This is a genomic window from Mucilaginibacter sp. NFX135 (assembly GCF_048565145.1).
GTDB lineage: Bacteria > Bacteroidota > Bacteroidia > Sphingobacteriales > Sphingobacteriaceae > Mucilaginibacter.
On record NZ_CP183412.1, the window covers coordinates 5,396,483 to 5,416,155 of the forward strand.

Annotated in this window: 18 protein-coding genes; 11 read left to right on the forward strand and 7 right to left on the reverse strand. The window is 42.1% G+C overall.

Annotated features, from left to right (window positions below; translation table 11 throughout):
* Window positions 1–212: 212 nt before the first annotated feature.
* The 4 genes from ACNURT_RS22555 to ACNURT_RS22570 all read left to right on the forward strand — a co-directional run bounded on the left by ACNURT_RS22555 (window position 213) and on the right by ACNURT_RS22570 (window position 6,171).
* Window positions 213–1,619: a C45 family autoproteolytic acyltransferase/hydolase gene (locus ACNURT_RS22555; protein WP_419699575.1), complete on the forward strand. Its 1,407-nt coding sequence runs from the start codon at window positions 213–215 to the stop codon at window positions 1,617–1,619.
* 820 nt (window positions 1,620–2,439) lie between these two features.
* Window positions 2,440–3,435, forward strand: a complete 996-nt coding sequence (locus ACNURT_RS22560) for a hypothetical protein (RefSeq protein ID WP_419699576.1) — start codon at window positions 2,440–2,442, stop codon at window positions 3,433–3,435.
* A 625-nt stretch (window positions 3,436–4,060) separates the two neighbouring features.
* Window positions 4,061–5,368 (forward strand): DUF3472 domain-containing protein, encoded by a 1,308-nt coding sequence (locus ACNURT_RS22565; RefSeq protein WP_419699577.1) that lies wholly within the window; start codon window positions 4,061–4,063, stop codon window positions 5,366–5,368.
* Between the two features lie 125 nt (window positions 5,369–5,493).
* A complete protein-coding gene (locus ACNURT_RS22570; protein WP_419699578.1) occupies window positions 5,494–6,171 on the forward strand; it encodes an alpha/beta fold hydrolase in 678 nt (225 codons plus the stop codon).
* Window positions 6,172–6,257: 86 nt separating this feature from the next.
* Here ACNURT_RS22570 and ACNURT_RS22575 read toward each other — a convergent pair whose 3' ends face one another.
* The gene (locus tag ACNURT_RS22575) at window positions 6,258–6,743 is read right to left on the reverse strand and encodes a hypothetical protein (protein ID WP_419699579.1); all 486 of its coding nucleotides are present in this window, start codon (window positions 6,741–6,743) and stop codon (window positions 6,258–6,260) included.
* Between the two features lie 307 nt (window positions 6,744–7,050).
* The gene (locus tag ACNURT_RS22580; protein ID WP_370996285.1) at window positions 7,051–8,310 is read right to left on the reverse strand and encodes an NAD(P)-binding domain-containing protein; all 1,260 of its coding nucleotides are present in this window, start codon (window positions 8,308–8,310) and stop codon (window positions 7,051–7,053) included.
* A 133-nt stretch (window positions 8,311–8,443) separates the two neighbouring features.
* On the opposite strand from ACNURT_RS22580, the gene ACNURT_RS22585 reads away from it, so the two are divergent.
* Complete coding sequence (locus tag ACNURT_RS22585; RefSeq protein WP_419699580.1) at window positions 8,444–9,175, forward strand: hypothetical protein; 732 nt, start codon at window positions 8,444–8,446, stop codon at window positions 9,173–9,175.
* 213 nt (window positions 9,176–9,388) lie between these two features.
* A complete protein-coding gene (locus tag ACNURT_RS22590) occupies window positions 9,389–10,012 on the forward strand; it encodes an NUDIX hydrolase (RefSeq protein ID WP_419699581.1) in 624 nt (207 codons plus the stop codon).
* A gap of 42 nt (window positions 10,013–10,054) precedes the next feature.
* Here ACNURT_RS22590 and ACNURT_RS22595 read toward each other — a convergent pair whose 3' ends face one another.
* From ACNURT_RS22595 to ACNURT_RS22615, 5 genes are all read right to left on the reverse strand, one after another.
* Entirely contained in the window at window positions 10,055–10,759 is a 705-nt protein-coding gene (locus ACNURT_RS22595) for a carboxypeptidase-like regulatory domain-containing protein (RefSeq protein WP_419699582.1), read from the reverse strand.
* 564 nt (window positions 10,760–11,323) lie between these two features.
* A complete protein-coding gene (locus ACNURT_RS22600; protein WP_419699583.1) occupies window positions 11,324–12,325 on the reverse strand; it encodes a LiaI-LiaF-like domain-containing protein in 1,002 nt (333 codons plus the stop codon).
* An 80-nt stretch (window positions 12,326–12,405) separates the two neighbouring features.
* Complete coding sequence (locus tag ACNURT_RS22605) at window positions 12,406–13,014, reverse strand: PspC domain-containing protein (RefSeq protein ID WP_419699584.1); 609 nt, start codon at window positions 13,012–13,014, stop codon at window positions 12,406–12,408.
* Window positions 13,015–13,066: 52 nt separating this feature from the next.
* On the reverse strand, window positions 13,067–13,201 hold the full coding sequence (locus ACNURT_RS22610; protein WP_419699585.1) for a hypothetical protein: 135 nt from the start codon (window positions 13,199–13,201) through the stop codon (window positions 13,067–13,069).
* Between the two features lie 121 nt (window positions 13,202–13,322).
* The gene (locus tag ACNURT_RS22615) at window positions 13,323–14,027 is read right to left on the reverse strand and encodes an SDR family oxidoreductase (RefSeq protein WP_419699586.1); all 705 of its coding nucleotides are present in this window, start codon (window positions 14,025–14,027) and stop codon (window positions 13,323–13,325) included.
* Between the two features lie 220 nt (window positions 14,028–14,247).
* Between ACNURT_RS22615 and ACNURT_RS22620 the strand changes: the two genes are divergently transcribed.
* The 5 genes from ACNURT_RS22620 to ACNURT_RS22640 all read left to right on the forward strand — a co-directional run bounded on the left by ACNURT_RS22620 (window position 14,248) and on the right by ACNURT_RS22640 (window position 19,593).
* Complete coding sequence (locus ACNURT_RS22620) at window positions 14,248–14,979, forward strand: MlaE family ABC transporter permease (RefSeq protein ID WP_419699587.1); 732 nt, start codon at window positions 14,248–14,250, stop codon at window positions 14,977–14,979.
* On the forward strand, window positions 14,976–15,728 hold the full coding sequence (locus tag ACNURT_RS22625; RefSeq protein WP_419699588.1) for an ABC transporter ATP-binding protein: 753 nt from the start codon (window positions 14,976–14,978) through the stop codon (window positions 15,726–15,728). The genes ACNURT_RS22620 and ACNURT_RS22625 overlap by 4 nt, the downstream gene beginning before the upstream one ends.
* A gap of 125 nt (window positions 15,729–15,853) precedes the next feature.
* On the forward strand, window positions 15,854–16,738 hold the full coding sequence (locus tag ACNURT_RS22630; protein WP_419699589.1) for a class I SAM-dependent methyltransferase: 885 nt from the start codon (window positions 15,854–15,856) through the stop codon (window positions 16,736–16,738).
* A 73-nt stretch (window positions 16,739–16,811) separates the two neighbouring features.
* Entirely contained in the window at window positions 16,812–18,470 is a 1,659-nt protein-coding gene (locus ACNURT_RS22635) for an N-acyl-D-amino-acid deacylase family protein (protein WP_419699590.1), read from the forward strand.
* A 64-nt stretch (window positions 18,471–18,534) separates the two neighbouring features.
* Window positions 18,535–19,593: a hypothetical protein gene (locus tag ACNURT_RS22640; RefSeq protein WP_419699591.1), complete on the forward strand. Its 1,059-nt coding sequence runs from the start codon at window positions 18,535–18,537 to the stop codon at window positions 19,591–19,593.
* Window positions 19,594–19,673: the final 80 nt, after the last annotated feature.

Sequence of the window (19,673 nt, forward strand, 5' to 3'; positions counted from 1 at the left end):
TGGCTAAAGATTCCTGAAATGTAAATCCCGGGTTTAAATTTTTCAAAATCTGGTTTTACAACAGCCAACAATAAAGCTCATATTAACTGTAAATGCGCTGCTCTAATTTGATCTGGGTTAATATCCGGCTGAATTAAACTTTTGATCACCTAACTATCTGCAATTCAACATTCTTTTATTAAATTGAGCTTTCTTTAAAACTATTACTGATCATGAAAGCCACTACCCCAACCATTACTATCGCACTCATCTGCTCTCTGCTTTTTAGCTGTAAACCAGAAACCAAACCACATGACCGTATGGGCAAGGCCAGCCGCGCCGATAAAAACGGCTGGATTTACCTGCACATAGAAGGCTCGCCGGCAGATATGGGCTATCAGCATGGATACCTATTATATAAGGAGATAGACACGCTGCTTAAAGTGATGGCCTATTACCTGCCCTACAGCAGTAAAAAAGACTGGGCATTTTACCGCAGCGCATCGGCCCGGTTCTTATGGAAAAAGATAGATAAGGAATACCAGGACGAAATACGCGGGATAGCCGAGGGCCTGCAAGCTCACGGCCTTAAATATGATACATTGGACATCACCGCCCTTAATGCCAACATTGAGCTGGCCCAATATTATGTGCCAGGCCTTATGAATAAGATAAAACCCGGCAGCGGCGATAACAAAGCCCCCGGCAATTGCAGCGCATTTATAGCTACCGGTCGTTATACTAAGGACGGTAAGATAGTAATTGGTCATAATAACTGGACAGACTATATTATAGGTGAACGCTGGAATGTGATAGCCGATGTAGTGCCCCAAAAAGGCAACCATATATTAATGGACTGCGCGCCGGGCTTTATCCACAGCGGCGACGATTTTGTGGTCACCAGTAATGGTATACTCATTACCGAAACCACCATTACCGGTTTTAAAGGTTTCGATACTACCCGTACCCCTGAATTTGTGCGCGCCCGTAAAGCATCACAATACAGTAAGAATATAGATGATGTGATCAGGATCATGAGTGCGGATAATAATGGCGGCTATGCCAACGACTGGCTCATTGGCGATACCAAAACTAACGAGGTAGCCAAACTGGAGCTCGGATTAAAAACCGTAAAAGTATGGCGGTCAAAAGATACGGCCATGATCGGCTCAAACTTCCCGAGTGATCCGGCGCTGATTAAAACAGAAACTACTTTTGATGTGAACGATAAAACCACCTCGCCCAATGCCCGCAAGCTCCGCATGGAAAAACTGGTATGCCTGGATTATAAGGGCAAACTGGATGTTGAGAACGGAAAAATGATTGAGGGTGATACCTTTGACGCCCTGCAAGGTAAAAACGCCTTTAACCGCTGCATTATCGACGGGCACATTGATCAGGACCCTAAAGGCTGCCCCGAATGGAGCGAGGGCCCCTACTTCCCGATGGGTGCCGTACAAGGCAAGGTGACCACAACCGCTCTGGCCGATAAAATGCAACTATGGGCACACATGGGTCATCCGGGCGGAACCGATTTCCTGGCTGCCCCTTTCTTCAAGCAACACCCGGAGTATAATTACCAGGCCAAATACCTACGGGATATGAAAGCTTATCCATGGACCTTGTTTGCAGCGAAGTAGGTGGCTGTCGCTCGCAGACATATTGATCATCAGACTTACGAAGTTTCAAAAACTTCGTAAGTCTTAAAAACCCCTCCCTCTATTGGCGCAAGTCTTGTGTTGTGGAGTTGTGTGTGTATAAAGGCTGACTTGTGACCTCAGCAGAGCACAAGTCAGCCCTCCATAGGCAACCACACAAGACTTGCGCTAAAAGCGGGATATGAAAGCTTATCCATGGACCTTGTTTGCAGCGAAGTAGGTGGCTGTCGCTCGCAGACATATTGATCATCAGACTTACGAAGTTTCAAAAACTTCGTAAGTCTTAAAAACCCCTCCCCACGGCTACTGTGTGGACACATCTTTTAATATGCCCTGTAGGGGCTGAATGTCGGTAGAAGAAGGATCAAAAGAAATTTTTACGTGCCGTAGGTACGTCACTTTTTAACTTTGCAGGTCAAATAATGACGCATCAAGAGACTTGAACCAGGTTAGTGGAGTACCTACAGCACTAAAAGAGGTTAACTTTTATTATTGCTGACATTTTGCTCCTCCGGAGCAGTTTTTTAATTGTTAATTCATCGAAAAAGATGTGTTCACACAGTAGCCCCAAGGGAGGGCTGCGGTGGATTGCGCCGTAATGGCAGGGAGGGATTTATACGAGCGATACAGGTTTGCAACGTCCATTGAATCCTTACCACCTCTCCTCCGGAAGGAATCGCACGGGGCCCAGCTCCTTTGCTACCTCAGGGGTCCTTTCAAAAGACTCTGAGAAGCGAAAATGTTTATATTTAGAAAATTTCTGATGATAATGACGAATCCTGCAAAAGTAAACCGAAATATCATGCTGATCACGGCAATTGCTTTGCTCATTTTTACCGGCGGGCTGCTTATTCTCCATACTGTTCCTTCAACCATTAAAGATAAAGTAGCCGATGGTTTGCTCGCCGATTTTATCATTACTTTCCCGGTGTTCTATTATTTTATCGTTATAAGGCCATTTAAAAAACCGGTAAAAAATCTGCTTATCGTTATCAGCATATGTTCGGTTATAGCTTACCTGGTGCTACCCGCACATCAACAACAGTATATTTTGCAGGTACGAAAACTGACGGCACTGGCTGAATTGCTTTTTCTGATTTATGCCATTACCAAAATAAAAAAGCTCATGACTTTTTACAAGATTCATCAGGCTGTTATGGCCGATCCTATTTATAATTTACGGTCGGCTATGGGCGATGCGTTGGGCGACTCTTTAGGGGTAAAGGTCATAGCATCTGAATTAGCCGTTTTAAGATACGGCTTATTATGCTGGCGTAAAGAAAGATCAGGCCTGCAGCAGAGCATTTCTTTTAGCACACATAAAGAGGCTGGTTACATTGCCATCTGGTGTGTATTAGTTGTTGCTATAATGGTTGAGGTAACAGCCATTCATTTACTGCTGCTCAAATGGAGCCATATTGCAGCTATGGTTGTTACTATACTTTCATTATATGGCGTTATTTTCATTGTTGCCGATCTATCAGCCATTATTAAACGAAAAGTACAGATAAGCGATGATCATATACTTTTACAAACAGGCTTACGCTGGAGGGCCAGAACCAGTTTAAGCAACATTGGCTCCATCAAAAAGATCACCAACGATTATCAGTCTGAAAGCCTTTATTTTAAAGGAGGCATCATTAAAACAAGCGGCAGCCTGCTCATTAGCTTTAAAACACCAGTGCAAATTGATCAGCTTTATGGTTCAGGTAAACAATTTAATACCATATTAATGAACATTGATAATTATGATGCTTTTGCCAATACGCTTCGTGATAAGCAGATAATTTTTGAATGATGAAATAAACTAAGTACGCTGAGGCACCATGCATTTCCATTCCCTCCCCACGGGCTACTGTGTGTACACATCTTTTTGATAAACCCCAGAGGGGTTTAATGTCGGTAGAAATAGAATCAAAAGAAGTTTACGTGCCGTAGGTACGTTACTATTGAACTTTGCAGGTCTATTAGTACATTGAAAAGATGTGTACACACAGTAGCCTCTCAAGAGGGAAATCGCACTATGCCCGGCTTTTTTTCGGACACATAACCGTCTGAAACACAATTTCAAACGTTTGTGTTGTGGTTTACTGCTGTAAACGCGGTTTTACAAAACATGATCAATAAAATTAGTAAGGCGGTGACTATTCATTCCCCACCTAAATACTTGAAAACTATAAAGTTATTGAACATCTCTGCTACGGATACCTACCCAGCTTTATTAAAATACGTTTTAGCACGGTTTTAAACCATGCACCTATCGGTAAAATATTATTTTGCCAATGCTGCTCTACATCCTATAAAAATTATCTTGTGGTTAAATTTTTGACAAACGTTTGCGTGGCCTTTACATAGTTGATTAACTACCCATTTCATAATTTAAGTTAAAATTAACCGACAAAATTTTAACAAACCTTTACATTATGAAAAAGAACCAATTACACTATCTGGTGTGTTTTATGCTGCTTGTATTATTTTCCTGTAAAAAGGACGCGCAAAAGAGTTTAGCCGCCAACAGGGCTTCCGACGTCAAAAGCCAATCGCTGGGCGGCTCATCGCTCCGGGTTTCTATGGGCGGTAATGCCTTCGTAACTACCCTGGCCTCGGGTGGAGTGGAAACCGTAACCTCAACCACACTGGCTAACTGGACAAACCCAAACAGTGTCTTCTCTGCCTATTTCCGTTTAGGCAATACCGGTTCGTTAACCGTAAAGGTAAAAGCCAAAGTGGCATCCGGCAGCAGCGTAATTAAACTGACCATTAACGGGGTAGCCTTCAATGTATCTATGACCGGTTCAGCCTTTACTACCTATGATGTAGGCACGGTAAATGTTACCAGTGCAGGCTATGTACGGGTGGATTTTCAAGGTTTAAGCAAAACCGGCGGCTATTATGCCGATGTATCCGACCTCATTATCAGCGGACCCGTGGTGGCATCCAATGTGCAGTATGCTAATGATTCTACCAATTTTTACTGGTCGCGCAGGGGGCCATCGGTTCACTTAGGTTATACCGCACCGGCCAACTCCCAATGGTTTTATAACGAGGTTACCGTTCCTGTTGGCCAGGATCCGGTTGGCTCCTATTTTATGGCTAACGGCTTTAGCCAGGGATATTTCGGGATGCAGGTAAATTCCTCAAGCGAACGCCGCATCCTGTTTTCGGTATGGAACCCAACCGGCGGTACCACAACCAGTACCCGGGCAGGTGCCGGTGTTGTAGTAAAAACATTTACCGGTGAAGGCGAAGGCGGACAGGCTTACCTGGACTATAACTGGGTTGCAGGTACTACCTATAAATTTTTGACCGAAGCTGTACCCGATGCATCCGGCAATACTACCTTTTCGTCCTGGTTTTACGCGCCCGAAGTTGGTTCATGGAAATTCATCACTTCCTGGTTAAGGCCATCTACCAATACCTATTTAACAGGGCTGTATTCATTTGTAGAGAATTTTACAGATACTAATGGCTACTTGGGCCGTAAAGGAAATTTTGGCAATCAATGGGTAAAAAGCTCCACCGGTACCTGGACCGAGCTAACCAGCGCCTATTTTGACGGCGACGCTACCGCCAACAACCAACAGAGAATGGACTATGCCGGCGGTCTTTCCGGCAGTCAGTTTTATTTACAAAATGGAGGCTTCTTTGCCAATTATGTTACCCTTAACCAAACATTTACACGCACAGCTACAGGCACGCCGCCAAGCATCAATTTTACAACGTTGCCATAATTAACGAGACATTATATATAATAAAGGCCGTGCCGTATTGCGGCATGGCCTTTTGTTTTACTTTTAAAAAAATGCTTTTATCGAGATAATTATAATTTTATATTACCCCTTTGTAATGATGATCAATGGAAATAAAAAAAACATATTTATTTATTCCTGGCGGATGGCATGGGGCATGGGCATTTGACCCGATAACTATAAGGTTAAAAGAATTTAACAAGAAATACTTTTCATTAACCTTGCCGGGACTTGAACCGGAACCTATTGAACAAGATAAAATCATTAACCTGACCACACACATTCAATTCGTAATTGATTTTATAGTTGAAAGAGATATTACCAATGTGATATTGTGCGGACATAGTTACGCGGGAATGGTTATTACCGGCGTAGCAGATAGAATTCCTGAAAGAATATACGCACTTGTTTATATCGACGCTTATATTCCAAAAAATGGCGATTCTTGCTGGAAGCTTACAAGTGATCATTATCGAAATCTTTTTGCATCCGGAGCAGAAAATGATGGTTTTACGGTTGCGGTTCCGCCGGGATCAGAAAACAGGAGACGACCTCAGTCTTTAGCCACATTCATACAAAGTTTACAGCTTACCGGAGGTTATGAGCAAATCCGTAATCGCACGTTTATTTATCTCAGCGGTTGGGAAGGAACTCCTTTCAAAAAACAATACGAAATATTAAAAAATTCCGCCGACTGGCATGTTAAAACCATTAATTGCGGACATAACGTAATGACACAACGCCCGGATGAATTAACAACTATATTATGTGATCTGGATAAATAAAAAATACCGGAAAAAAGAAATAATATCGAATTTGAATAAATCCCCTGCAAATAATTAAACTCGAAAAGTTTTCAGACTCATTCGAATCATTTTTTAATAAGGATAACGTTACCGCTTGTATAAGCGACAGGCGCGTTATTGTTCACCTGTACCTTATTTAAAACATATGTGGTACTGCATTCGGTTTTAGTTGCTGCAACAGTACTGATCATGGTATCTGTTTTCAAGTTCTTTATTTTGATATAACAGGTATCCAGTGTCCGGGTATAAGGAACAGGATATACAAAATGCGATCCGGCAGGCACCGCTTCTTTCAACGGTGGAGGAACAGAATCTAATTTACCTGCGCTGTTTCTGAACACAATTTTAATATCAGTTAAAGCATAGGGAGGGTTTGGAGAGAAAAAGAAGTCTTGCCCGCTGGTTTTATCAACTATCTGAAACCTCACAACCTGCAATATTAATGCAACCGGTGCAGGCGGACAGATCTTGGTCTGATTTTTATTTTTTGAACAGGACACCACGATCCATAAAAGCAACAGACCGGCGATGCATTGGCTTATTTTTTTCATAAACTAATTGATTTAACAAGAGCAATGTATATACATTACGTACCGGATCTATCCATACGCTACAGGGGTTATAGATCTTTGCCGGATATTGCGAATATTTGTATACACTAAGCCAAAAGCCGATCGTTTGGTATATTTTATCTGACAGTCAATAATAATACTTTTTAAAGTTTCAAAAACATGTTAAAACCGTATTGAAATTTGTTAAAAGGTTTAAAATCGATGGTTTTGAATGAATTTTGAGCTGTTTTAGCGCCATTTTCGACCAGAAATTTGTTAAAATTTGAAGTTTAAAAAGTTTTTCCGCTTATTCCATCATCAATCTTCTGATGAGTTCGGCGCTTTGCTTTTTGCCTTCTTCCAGCCGGTCGCCAAAAAAAGCCTGCACCTCGTTGAAATGTTTTTTGTAACCTTCCATATCGCCATAACCAATAATAGACGACCACTCTCGTACCGCCGAATGAAACTCCAGATCGTCGCCCCGGATAGCTTTATCATATAAGGCCGTCTCGATGGATTCTTCCAGCAGATCTTCGTTCTTGAACAGATATTCGGCAATACCCAAACGCAGGCGGAAGGGTGGGGTTTGGCAAATGAGGTTATCATAGGGGTTTACGCCCAGGTGGTACCAGGCATCAACCATACTCAATATGCTTAAATGCGAATTTGGTTTTTGCTGGCCGGGTTTCTGCGACAGGGAAAATTCACGCATCACGGCATCATTCAGCATAATGGGTTTACGGCTTTCGTGAAAAACAAAGTCGCGGCCCCGGTACAAACGCTCTCTGAAGGTTTTGGCCTCCTCCTTGATCATGAGCTTAAACAGCTCCGATTCCGACTCGGCATAGCGTTTAACCTGTTGTCTGGCGTAAGGGTTCAAAATAGCCAAACCGGCATATACGTGTGCTTTATAGCTAAATATACGCAGCATGGTCAATATTTTCACATTGTCGATACCGCCTACGTAAGAGTCATTTTCCCATGGAAAAAATCCCGCCGATTTCCATCCGGTGCCCATGCTTTCAAAACCTACGTGGGTTACGGCCTGGGTATCAGCTACAATTTTATCATGTTCATGATAATCAGCAATTTCAACAATATTGCTGCCAATGGCGGTAAACAGGTCATACATCCGCTGGTAGGCATCGGGCGTGGTACGGTGCGGTATCAGTATCAATGTTTGCCCGGCTGGTTCAAATCCAGGGCCATGCATACCATGAAAAGTGACTATCTGAACATCAGCAGGCAGGTATTTTTCAAAAAGGGCTATCTCCGGATGTTTTACAGATGTTTGACCTGCCACAATAGCGCCATATTTGGTCAGCGGACCGCACTCGGCCACTACCTGCTCCATTTTATCGGCCTCAACCGAATAAATGACCAGATCATTGGTGCGGGCAACATCTTTACCGCTATCCATTATGTTTATTTTGTATGGTGCCAGCTCAGTTTCAAGTCTGTCCCTGTTTTCGGGCAAATCGCATCCGCAAACGGTGTAGCCAGCATTTGCAAAAGCTTTAGCATACAAACGGCCCATGTCGCCTAACCCAATAATACCTATATTCATGCCGCTAATATAACCATGAGTAGCAAAATTACGTATGAAACCTTACATTAGCCCCTACAAACCTGCAGGATATTATAATAAAAACCAATAGATATCCTGTTTTGTTAACATAGGATACCTAATTTTACATCTAATGAGCAAGCATTTTTTATTCCGTATCGGTATTTTAACAGTCGTTTTTTTTAGCAGTATCAGCGCGGGGTTTGCCCAGGATACCTTAAAAAAAACAGGTGCAGTAAAACCAGCCATCCAGAAGCCGGCCACTATAAAACCTGCTACTGTAAAACCAGCAGTGCCTGTTAATCCTTTGGCCCACAGATATACGCTGCCAAAAGCTACCGCGGCCGATTCGGCATTAGAAAAAGACAAATCACTTAATGGTCAGTATAAATACCTGATCAGTAAACTATACCACTACCAGGAACCATTGGCATCGGCTCTTTGGAAGAACATGCGTGATACGCTGAATACCGAAAGACGTAAACTGGCCGAAGCGCAATCAAAGCTCGCAACGCTAACAAAAGATATCAACAGCCTTAAAACTGATGTAACCACTAAGGATCAGACACTTTCTGAATCAAACGCCAAACGCGATGAAATAAACCTCCTGGGTATCTCGCTCACCAAATCATCCTATAATTTATTGATGTGGGGACTGGTTATTGCATTTGGCGCCATAGCCACCATTGTTATTGCCCGTTCAGGCGCACATAGTCGTGAAGCTAAATACAGAACAAAATTGTATGAAGAGCTTGACGAAGAATACAAAGCTTATAAATCAAAAGCCAACGAAAAAGAAAAGAAACTGGCCCGCGAACTGCAAACAGAGCGTAATAAGCTGGATGAACTATTAGGCCGGGGGTAGTTTTTGATTTCGGATTTGAGAATTGCGATCTCGGATTTATCATATCATTTTGCCATCCTGAGGAACCAAGGACCTATTTTAGGCTTTGCAAGTTCCTTTTAGATAATTCACCCCGTTGCCCATGACGTGTTTCATCATGTCATTGCTGCGAGGAGGAACCCTGTATCGCATGCGATTGTCATGCTGCACTCGCAATGACATATTTATTATACCATGAATAACAGCTCTCTTTTAACCCTCATTACCCAGGTAAGATCTATTGCTGATATAGGCCTGCTTTACGCCAAAAACGAGTATGATATAGAACGGTACACCGAACTACAGCACATCAGTACCCAGATGCTGGATCAGGTTTCTGGTTATGGAGAAGAAAAAATCGACATACTTTTTCCGCAGGCTACCGATTACCCCACAGCTAAAGTTGATGTGAGGGGTATCCTGCTCTCTCCCGACAACAAAATATTGCTGGCCCGAGAAAGCACCGACGGCAAATGGTCGTTACCCGGTGGCTGGGGCGATATAGGCTACAGCCCAAAAGAAGTGATCATCAAAGAATTTCAGGAAGAAACCGGGCTTGACGTTGTACCCGAAAGGTTGCTCGCGGTGTTTGACAAGAAAATGCACGCACACCCTCCGCAACCGTTTTATGTATATAAAATGGTGTTCTATTGCAAGGCATTGTCATCAACCCTAAATAAAGGCTTTGATGTGCTTGATGTGCAGTATTTTGATATTGACCAGTTACCCGAGCTATCAGAAGACCGTATACTCAAAAGCCAGATTGAAATGCTTTATCAAAATATCGTATCCGGCAACATGGCCGTTTACGTAGATTGATATCATGCTCAACTGCTAAGCAAACTGCAAACTGGCAACTGCCTACTGCAAAGTTTTACCGGTATTGGGTAAACTTGGCAATGTGCGTTTATCAGGGGGTAAAGCCATAAATTTCTTATAGGAATCGTTGATATACACCGTAAGCGATTCGCCATTATTGTTTTTCAGAAACGCATAAGTTGGGCGGTAAAGGGTCATGAAATTTTCAAGATCCTGACCACGCAATGGCACCAGACTCTGCACATAAGTAGCATTAAATACTTCATCAACATGCCTTTCCTCTTCTTCACGTTTAAAATATTTTTTCAGGCGACGGGCATCACGGGCATCTTTACTAAACCATGATGATGGCGACAATGGATAAACTTTGCTTCGTGTGTAAATCTCGGGATATTCTTTATGCGCATCAAAAGATTGCCTGGTTGAGGTGATATTAACCTGGCGCAGGGCAATGGTTTTGGTTACCATTTCTACCTTTTTAGGCGTAAGATTAGTTACGTACAAGGTATCAGATATATATCCCGGCGAATCAAATATCAGTGTGTGACCAGTTTCGGTATTTATTTGAAAATTACCTTTATCGTCTGTAATGGTTATTTGTTTTTTGTTGTTATCGTCCCTTATAAAAACATTGGGCATCCGGTTGTTTTTACCTGCTTCATAAACGGTGCCCTTTAACACACTTTGAGCGTTCACGGTGCCTGCAATAAAAAGGGCAGAAAATATTATAAAGTATTTAGGTTTCATATGCCGATCAATTAAGCTGTAAATTAAACCTATTTTTTCCAATAATGGTTTTGGATTTAACACTTTTAAGCATGTTTTAACAATTAATGACAAAAGGGTGAGTTCAAGTTCGCCAAAATAGGTCTTCCATCATACTTAGGAAAATGACAAATGTTTGGGCAAATCATTGCTGTGGTAATGGACTCACCCGGTCTGCGCTTCGCTGGACCACCCTCTCTACCGCAAGCGGTAAAGAGGGTCTGGAAAAGTTTTTTACCCTCTTTGCGGCGTAGACGCAGAGAGGGTCGCCCAGCGAAGCGTAGGCGGGGTGAGTCGGTCGCCGACATACCGGCTTTTGCCAAAAGTTATTTACCCTGAGTGGGTTTACATCCAACCCTATTATTTCATGTTAAAATATACATAATTAATTTATTTTCAATTATTTATACGAATATTAACCATAAAAAATGCAGACCATGTAAACCCAATTATTTAGGGATCACAAAAAAAGCCGCCTCATGATATTATCATGAAACGGCTTGCAAAATTTATTATAGATATACTGTCCCGGTATCGGTTGGGTAATTAGTATCTTTTCACCTTAAAGCCAGACATTCCGCCTGTCAAATGAATATATATTTTGTTTTTTGCGGCATCAAAGCCAGGGGTTTCGTACCGGTTATCATCTTTCTTGTCAAAGCCTTCAAAGTCGCTCGATGACAAACCTGAATTGGTTCGGATACTACAAGCCGCGTCTTTTGGTACATTGATCTTTACTTTTGATACACCGGTTGCTACCTCAACGTTGGTAGTTGCCAGCGGGTTGCCCAGCTTTACATCAAATGATGCGGCGCCTCCGCTTAAAGTTAAATTTTTTATTTTGAATTTACTCAGGTCAAAATCAAGTTTTGTGGCGCCGGTTTCTACATTTATATCCCACACGGGGTTGGGGTTTAATTCAATATCGGCCCTGTTGGCTTTGTCTTTGTCTTCATCGCTATCAATATGCCAGCCCTTGTCATTCCGCAAATGCAGGTTTACTATATACATTGAATCGTTTTTGCTGGAAGTAAACTCATATTTGCTACCATAAAACTCTTTGGTTTCGGCTTTAAAAAGCTGATTGGTAGTATCATTTAAAGTATAAGTAGTACCGCCACCGCTAATGTTAAGACGTGCAAGTTTGGCGTCTGGTGTATATTCTTTATTAAAAATACTGCTGCCCTGCAATTTAACCACACCATGACCTACTCCCGTACTATCGCTGTCGTCATCGTCGTTATCATCGTCATCATTCTTATCATCATTATAATGAAAATTATAATGACCAGGCCAGAAGGTGTAACGTTCAAAATGCCCGAATATGAGTAGCCCAAAACCCAGTATAACCACCCCTAATTTTAAGATAGTGGCCCAGGCAGATCTGTTGCCCGCAAAAACCAGGTTAACACCTCCCATGATCAAAAATATGGGCCAAAGGTGCAGGATATTCATCCAATGGAAATCTATATATCCAAAGTTGTTAAGCAGGAATATGGCTCCTATGCAAACCAGGATAGCGCCCGGAACTAATCTATCGTTTCTCATTTTAATATTCTTTTATATTTATGAAGCTGCTATAACCTACATTAACTTTGCCGATCATAGCAGTTTAATAACATCAGATGTTATACAGTTGGTGGATTATCTTTTAAATTATCGTTTTCGGGATTAGCATGATCTTCTTTATTCAAAGCGTCATCTTTTATCTCTTCTTTAACATCAGAGGCATCGGTATTGCCTGAATTATAATCTTCCCAGGGTTTCTTTTTGTTGCCTGTTGCCATTAATGCAAGGCCTGCTCCTACTAAAACCACCGGCCACAATTTTCCAAAATGCCAGAACCTGAACAGATGTAATTCATGCAGCAGAAATGATGCACCTATGAATATCAATATCACACCAATGATCAATGCAGGGGTTGATGATCCCGATTTTTTGGGTGGTACACCAAACGGCACATCCTGTTGAGGAGGTACGCCAGTAGTAAAAGGGTTATAAGGCTCCTCCTGTGGCGGCACGCGATAGTCAACTCCAGGATTAAAATATTGCTGATATTTTTTAGGTAATACAATCCATAAAACAACATAAACCATAAAACCTGTACCCATGAATATAAAGGTGAGCAGGAACAGCGCCCGTACTATGGCTATATCGAGATCAAAATAATCGGCCAAGCCCGCGCAAACACCGCCAATTACCTTCCGGCGTTCATCGCGATAAAGTTTCTTTTCCATAATTTATTAATAATAGTGATTTTATAATTCAAATGTGCAAACAACAAATGTTTTACGGTAACACTATTAGGTAAAAGCAGCCAAACTCTCGGTAAAGCACCTGAAAATACCGATGAAAGTTGATGGTTGATGATTGGTGGTTCATGGTTAATAGATCATAGTTCATGGTTGATAGTTCATGGTTCATAGTAAAATCAATGATATAAAAATATGCATGCTTCTCTTAAACCATGAACTATGAACCATGAACTATCAACCACCAATCATCAACCATGAACCATCAATCATCAACCATGAACTAATCAAATTTATATCTGGCCGGGCGCGGGCTTAATGATCATCTCGTCAACATTTGCGCCGGGACTCATGCGGTATACATTAATGATGGCTGATGAGATATCTTCTGGTAATACCATAGTGTCTTTGTCAACTACCGCGTCTTTCCATGAATCCGTTAAGGTTGATCCCGGAATTATCGCGGTTACCTTTACACCATGCTCCTGCATCTCCAACCTCATTACTTTGGTGAGGCCCAACAGCGCGTATTTGGTTAAACTATACGTACCAGCCTGAGGGAAAGGGTTTAAAGACGCTACCGAACAAATATTGAAGAAATGCCCCTTGCGTGCGGCAATCATGGTTTTACCGAAGTGACGGTAGAGCTCATAAGTGGGCATCAGGTTAGTATGCAGTTGTTTTTCAAAGTCGCCTTCGCTTTCGTCAAGTATGCTGCCGGGGGCAAACATCCCCAGGCTGTTGACCACTACATCAATAAATCCAAGCTCTTGTTGCGCCCCCGATGCAAATTGAAGTAACTGGGCTTTATTACTGCCATCAGCAACCTGTGCAAAAACTTTGATAGATGGGTTGATTAATTCCAGTTCGTCTTTAAATTTTAATAATTCTTGCTCATTGCGCGAACAAATTGCCACGTTCAATCCTTCCTTAGCAAATGAAATAGAAATAGCGCGGCCCATGCCTTTTGTTGAACCGGTGATAAGAGCGTTCTTCATGAAAATAATATAATAATAATGTATTTAAATAATTGTTCTTTTAAAGCGACTTAGAAAATACCGCGTCAATTTTTTTGATCAGAGTTGAAGCTTTACGGGCCGAATTTACGTAAGCAATGGTTAATGGCTTATAAAATTGCATATTTAAATTAATTCAATAGATACAAGCGGTAAAGCTTAATGTAAAAAACGTATTTTTAACCGATTTTTATAAAAACAAATGTTCCATAGTTTAGGAAAATACATTCTTCTGCTGCGTTTAGCTTTCAGAAAGCCCGAAAAGTTTAGTGTTTATTGGAGCGAAGTGATGCGTGAAATGGTTTCGGTGGGGATAGGCTCACTGGGTATCATAGCCATTATTTCGGTATTTATCGGGGCTGTGGCCACTATACAAACCGCATTCCAGCTGGTAAGCGACTTTATTCCTAAAACCATTGTAGGCGGTATCACCCGTGATTCAACTATTCTGGAGTTTAGTCCAACCATTTCTGCACTTGTACTGGCCGGCCGCGTGGGCTCCAGCATGGCCTCGCAAATTGGCACCATGCGGGTAACCGAGCAGATAGACGCGCTGGAGATCATGGGTGTAAACGCGCCCGGATATTTAATATCGCCCAAGATCATAGCTGGTATTTCTATGATCCCCCTGCTGGTTATCGTATCGGTAATTTTAGGTTTAACAGGGGGTTACATTGCCTGCGCCGCTTCCAACGATGTATCCACAGCCGATTATGTGACGGGCTTAACTGACGGTTTTAACCCGCTCATTGTAACTGTTTGTGCCGTTAAATCAATCTTCTTTGGATTCATTATTACCTCTATTTGCTCCTACCAGGGTTTTTATACCGATGGCGGTTCGCTTGAGGTAGGCCAATCGGCTACCCGCGGTGTTGTTTGGAGCTGTATCATGATCTTATTTGTGGATCTCATTATTTCACGCCTGCTACTATGATCGAAATTAAAGATATCTACAAAACATTTGGCGATAACGAAGTACTAAAAGGTATAACCGCGATTTTTAAACCAGGTAAAAACAACCTTATTATTGGCGGTTCCGGATCTGGAAAAACCACCCTGCTGAAGTGCATTGTTGGTTTACACGACCCCACCAAAGGCGATGTGATATTTGACGGTGAAAACTTTACCGATATGGATTTTGAACAACGCGTGCCCATCCGTACCAAAATAGGGATGCTCTTTCAAAATTCAGCCCTGTTTGATTCCATGACGGTGGAAGAGAATATCATGTTTCCGCTTAACCTGTTTACTAATCAAACAAAAGCAGAGAAACTTGACCGTGCCAATTTTTGCCTGGAAAGAGTTAATCTTACCGGCAAAAATAAACTATATCCATCCGAACTTTCAGGAGGTATGAAAAAACGCGTAGGCATTGCCCGCGCTATATCTATGCAACCCAAATACCTGTTTGTAGACGAACCCAACTCGGGCCTTGACCCTAAAACATCCATCCTGATAGATGAGCTGATCAATGAACTGACCGAAGAGTTTGAAATAACAACAGTGATTGTTACGCACGACATGAATTCGGTAATGGGTATTGGCGATCATATCATATTTTTACACCAGGGTAAAAAATGGTGGGAAGGCAGTAACAAAGAGATAGCCCACACCGATAATCAGGAACTGAACGATTTTGTATTCGCCAGTAAATTTATGCAGGCAGCAAAAGCGAAATTGTAGTTTACGGTTATCAGTCCACAGTTAGCAGTCGCTTTTATCAGAATGATTATATTTGCACTTATTAAAATGGCGTAGTAGGTAACTATTTACTGCAAACTGCCCACCGTAAACTGCAAACTAAATACATGATTCAACTATTAACCCCAACGCACTGGAAAGATTACGAACTGATTGATTGCGGCGATTTTGAAAAGCTGGAGCGCTTTGGGAATACTATACTGATACGCCCCGAACCTCAAGCGGTTTGGAGCAAGCAGTTGCCGGCTTCTGAATGGCAGCGCTTACACCACATTAAGTTTAAAGGCCGCTCGGCAACTGCGGGCGACTGGATCAAAAAAGATCCCAAAACACCCGACCGCTGGCATATCGAATACAAGAATAAAGACGCGGCCATTAAGTTCCGTTTGGGTTTAACCTCATTTAAACACTTGGGTATTTTCCCCGAGCAGGCGGTAAATTGGGATTACATCACCCAAAACATCAAAAAATTTAAAACGCCACAGCCTAAGGTGCTCAACCTGTTTGCCTATACCGGTGGTGCATCACTAATTGCACAGGCAGCCGGCGCCGATACCACGCACGTAGATTCGATAAAACAAGTGGTTACCTGGGCCAATGAAAACCAGGAGATCTCAGGTCTTAACAATATCAGGTGGGTTGTTGAAGATGCCTTGAAATTTGTAAAACGTGAGCTAAAACGCGGTAAAAAATATAATGGTATCATCCTGGATCCTCCGGCATACGGCAACGGCCCCAACGGCGAAAAGTGGAAACTGGAAGACAACATCAACGAAATGATGGCCGATGTGATTCAACTGCTTGATCCGGAAGAACACTTCCTGATCCTGAATACTTATTCACTGGGTTTTTCATCGGTCATTATCGAAAACCTCATCAAAAGCGCGTTCCCTAAGGTACAGAACCTGGAGATTGGCGAACTTTATCTGCAGGCCACTGCGGGTTCAAAATTGCCGCTTGGCGTTTTCGGAAAATTCTTTAAAACAAGCTAAGGTGCGGGGTTCGTGGAGCGAGATGCGGGATATAAGATTAATGAGACTTGCTATATTTGTATAAGTTTTACCCATGTCCACAAACCTGCAACATGATCCTTTAATGCCATTCAAACCACGCAACCCAAATCACGCAACCCGCTCCACGCTCTTTAAAAAGCTGTATACGATATGCCTGATCTTAATATCCACAGGTTGTTTCGCGCAGCAGCATTTTGATATCATCTTAAAAAACGGAAAGATCATTGACGGTGCCGGTAATCCCTGGTTTTATGGAGATATAGGTATTGTTAAAGATAAGATCGTAAGTATTGGCGATCTGTCCAAAAACAAAGCCGGCAAAACTATTGATGCCTCCGGCCTGATCATCGCTCCCGGCTTTATTGATGTACATACCCATATTGAAGGCGACGAAAAGAAAACCCCAACTGCCGATAATTTTATTTACGATGGCGTAACCACCGTGATCACAGGTAACTGCGGCAGCTCCAATATCAACATCGCCAAATACTTTAAATTTTTAGATAGCTTAAAACTATCGGTCAACGTAGCCTCGCTGATAGGCCACAATGATGTACGCGAGGCTGTATTGGGCAAGGCAGCCATAACACCCAACGATGCACAGCTGCAAAAAATGCAGGCTATAGTAGAGCAAGCCATGCGCGATGGTGCCGTTGGTTTTTCAACCGGACTAATTTATACACCTGGCTTATATTCCAAAACACCCGAGGTTGTTGCCCTGGCAAAAGCGGCGGCTAAATATCATGGTGTGTACACCTCACATATGCGCAATGAAACCGATAAGATATTTGATGCCATTGCCGAAGCCATTGATATTGGCCGGCAAGCCAATATACCGGTGGAGATCTCGCACTTTAAGGTAGGCTTACCCAACTGGAATTGCTCGACCGAGATGATTGCCATGGTCGAAAAAGCACGTCAGGAAGGTTTAGATGTAACGGTCGATCAATATCCATATACCGCCAGCAGCACCACCCTTAATGTATTATTACCTGATTGGCTGCAGGATGGCGGGCATGATTCCGTATTAAAACGGTTGAATAATCCGCTGATCCATCAAAAGGTTGTGGCCGAGATGATAACGGATATGAAAAGACGCACCCGCGAACATTTTGATTATGCTGTAGTTGCCCATTGCGATGGCGATCCTTCTATCAACGGCAAAAGCATCATGCAGATCAATCTCGCTAAAGGTCGCCCGTCAACCATACCTGATGAGATCGAAACTATTTTAGATATCACCAAAATAGGTGGCGCTTCCATGGTATTTCATGGTTTGAATGAAGCTGATGTGGAGAATATACTCCGTTATCCGCTAAGCATGGTGGCGTCAGATTCGGGCATCCGTTTATTTGGATCTGGTGTGCCCCACCCACGTGGTTATGGCAGCAATGCGCGGGTGCTGGCTTACTATGTACGCGAAAAAAATGTGATTCGCATGGAAGATGCTATACGTAAAATGACCTCCTTACCGGCACAAAAGTTCCATTTAACCAATCGTGGTTTATTGCAACCCGGTATGTTTGCAGATATTGTTATCTTTGACGCCGGTACGGTCAAAGATCAATCAACGTTTGAACATCCCCACGCCTATTCAACTGGTTTTAAGTATGTTTTAGTGAATGGAAACATAACTGTTGATAATTTTAAACACACAGGCACCAGAAAAGGTGTTATTTTGCACGGTCCCGGATATCAACAGAATAATTAATAATTAACCGGTTAATGAATTAAGCTAAGTACATCAAAACGCAAAAATCTCACCTTTATAAATAATGAAACATTTTTTCCTTTACGCCTCGGCGCTTTTATTAACAATTACCCTGCTAACCAATTGCAAACAAAGCGGCAGTACCAGCAAACCGGGCGCTAAACCAACAGCCAAGGCAGATTCGGCTAAAGGCGAAACAGCAGATACGCTGAGTGTGTTAAAGTCAAGCTATCCTCCTTTGGATAAAAAGCTTTACGACTCCCTGTTGAAATTTAACGCCCATGGCGATACCACCGGCAGATGGCCAGTTAAAAACACGCCTTATCCGTTAAACGGTGCTATTTTACCGTTTAAACGCGTGGTAGCTTTTTATGGTAACCTCTACTCAAAAAAAATGGGGATCCTGGGAGAATTACCTCCTAACGAAATGCTGGCCAAATTAAAAGGCGAAGTAAAACACTGGGAAAAAGCAGATCCAAAAACACCGGTACAACCTGCCCTGCATTATATTGCTGTAGTGGCCCAGGGCGATGGCGGTAAAGACGGCAAGTTCCGTTACCGTATGCCATTTAAACAAATTGACAGCGTATTATCATTAGCGAAAAAGGCTCATGCCATTGTATTTTTAGATGTGCAGGTAGCATTAAGCAATATACGTGCAGAGTTACCGCTGCTTGAAAAATACTTAGCCATGCCACAGGTTCATTTTGGCATGGATCCTGAGTTTTCTATGAAAGATGGCACCCACCCGGGCAAAAAAATTGGCACTTATGATGCTGAGGACGTAAATTATGTATCGGGTTATTTAGCTAACCTGGTTAAAAAATACAACCTGCCTCCTAAAATTTTAGTAGTACATCGCTTCACTAAAAAGATGTTGACCAACTATAAAAACATTAAATTGCACAAAGAGGTTCAATTGGTAATGGATATGGATGGCTGGGGCGAACCCGATCTGAAAACAGGTACTTACCGTTACTTCATTAACCAGGAACCGGTACAGTTTACAGGCTTTAAATTGTTTTATAAAAACGACATCAAAAAAGCGCCTCACCATATGTTAACTCCTGAGGAAGTTTTATCAAGATACAAACCATACCCTATTTACATTCAGTACCAGTAGTGTAAGTCGGAAGTCTTTAGATAAAAGTCTTAAGTCAATTAATATTTATATTTTTTGACTTAAGACTTTTTTATTTTAGA